The organism is Planctomycetota bacterium, from assembly GCA_038746835.1.
Taxonomy (GTDB): Bacteria; Planctomycetota; Phycisphaerae; order Tepidisphaerales; family Tepidisphaeraceae; genus JBCDKH01.
Window position 1 is genome coordinate 1 of record JBCDKH010000321.1, and the last position, 1841, is coordinate 1841.

The window sequence follows — 1841 nt, forward strand, 5'->3', positions numbered from 1 at the left end:
GGCGTCGTGGCCGTCGTGGACGCGGTCGATGATCCGCTGGCTGTACCGGCCAAGCCCGGGCCGCTGGAGCGATCGGCCATGCTCTCGGTGGCCGCGCGGATCACGCTGGTCTTCATCGCCCTGCCCTTCTGGGCGGAGTTCTTCCTTCGCATCGTCTGGATCGAGCGAGGCCGATCGGACTGCCGGGTGCCGGCGTGGCGTCGAACGCGGCTCGCGCACCTTCTGGCGGTCGCCCTCGTCCCGCCGCTTCGGCCGACGCTCGGCCCGGCGTCGATGCGTCGCTGGAACTGGCTGCCGGGCCTGGGCTGGCGTCGCGACACGCGGGAGCTGGCACGCAAGGTCCAGCGCGCCATCGGCGGGCCGATGCTGTTCATCGCGCTGCTGATCCTGCCGGTGCTGCTCGTCCAGATGCTGTTCGACGACGTCGTGCAAAACGTCGAGAGCCTGGCACTGGCCCTCGACGTCGCGATCCGGCTGATCTGGCTGGCCTTCACGGTCGAGTTCCTGGTCGTCTTGAGCGTGACGCCCAGGAAGCTGGAGCACGCGATCAAGCACTGGGTCGACCTGATCATCATCCTGCTGCCATTCGCCGCCTTCGCGAGGACGCTCCGTCTCGTCCGCCTCGGCCAGCTCATGCGGGCCGGGCAGATGACCAAGCTCGCCAGCACCTATCGCCTGCGTGGGCTGGCTGTGAAGCTGATGCAGGCCGTGCTGATGCTTCGCGTGCTCGAAAGCGTCAGCGGTTCGATGGCCAGGCGTCGCATCGCCAAGATTGAGGAGACGATCGAGCGTCGCAGGGAAGAGATCGCCGACCTGGAGCAGGAGCGGCGTGAGGTCCGCAGCGACCTCGCGAGGCGTCTGGCGGAACAGCGGGCCAAGAAGCGTGCCGAGGCCGCTGCGAAATCCGACGTGGAAGAGCCGATTCCTGCTGCAACCACGACACCCGTCACTGCATGACAACGGCAGGCGGCCGAGCGGTCGCCGTCACTGAGTCAAATCGCACAAGGACGCCCCGATGAGAAAGTCTCTGATTTCGCTGTCGCTCGCGTTGGCCGCCGCCGCAGCCGTTCCCGTCGTCGCCAACGAAGACGAGGTCCTGCGTGACCTCGAAGCCAAGGAGCGCGACCTTGAGACGAAACAGATCGAGCTCGAAAGGACGCAACTCGAGCTTGAGGTGAAGCAACATTCGCTTCGAGACGCCGTGGAAGACATCGAGCGGATGCGTCTCGAAATGCGCGAGTTGTTCCGCGAACGTGAACGGCAAGTCGACGGCATGAACATGCCTCGGGCCTACCGTCAACTTCTTGATCGCCCGGCAAACGTCATGGCCGCGTTCATCGGTCTGGGAACTGCACCAGCCTCCAGCGAGCTCCGCGCCGAGGCCGGTCTCGACGACGGATTCGGATTGGTGATCGAGCGTGTCGTCGAGGAATCTCCCGCTGCGGACGCTGAAGTGAAGCGTGGCGACCTGCTCATCATGCTCGACGACCAGCGGATCGCCAACGCGCCGCAGTTCGCGGCTCTCGTCCGCAGCTACGACGCCGGAGATGTCGTGACGCTGCTGCTGTTCCGTGACGGCGAAGAGGTCGAAGTCGACGTCAAGCTCGCCGCCGCGATGGTCCCGCCGCTGGAGATGTACGGCGAAACGCTCAGGTCCTCTGTGCCGTGGCCCGACCTTCGTGAGCGCAGGCAGATGGTGCCGCAGCTCCGTGCGATCGAACTGCCACCAGCGCCTCCGGTGATTGACCGGATTCCCGATCTCTTCCCCGGCGACGATCGGGACGGCTTCAAGGGCAACATCTCGCGGAGCGTCATTCGAGACGATCGTGGCTCGGCCACAC

At 65.8% G+C, this 1841-nt stretch carries 2 protein-coding genes; both read left to right on the forward strand.

The genetic code is table 11. The features are described 5' to 3' along the window. The coding region (locus AAGI46_17060) for a hypothetical protein (protein ID MEM1013918.1) at positions 1-957 on the forward strand (957 nt) is incomplete at its 5' end. Between the two features lie 58 nt (positions 958-1015). Further along, the coding region (locus AAGI46_17065; GenBank protein MEM1013919.1) for a PDZ domain-containing protein at positions 1016-1841 on the forward strand (826 nt) is incomplete at its 3' end.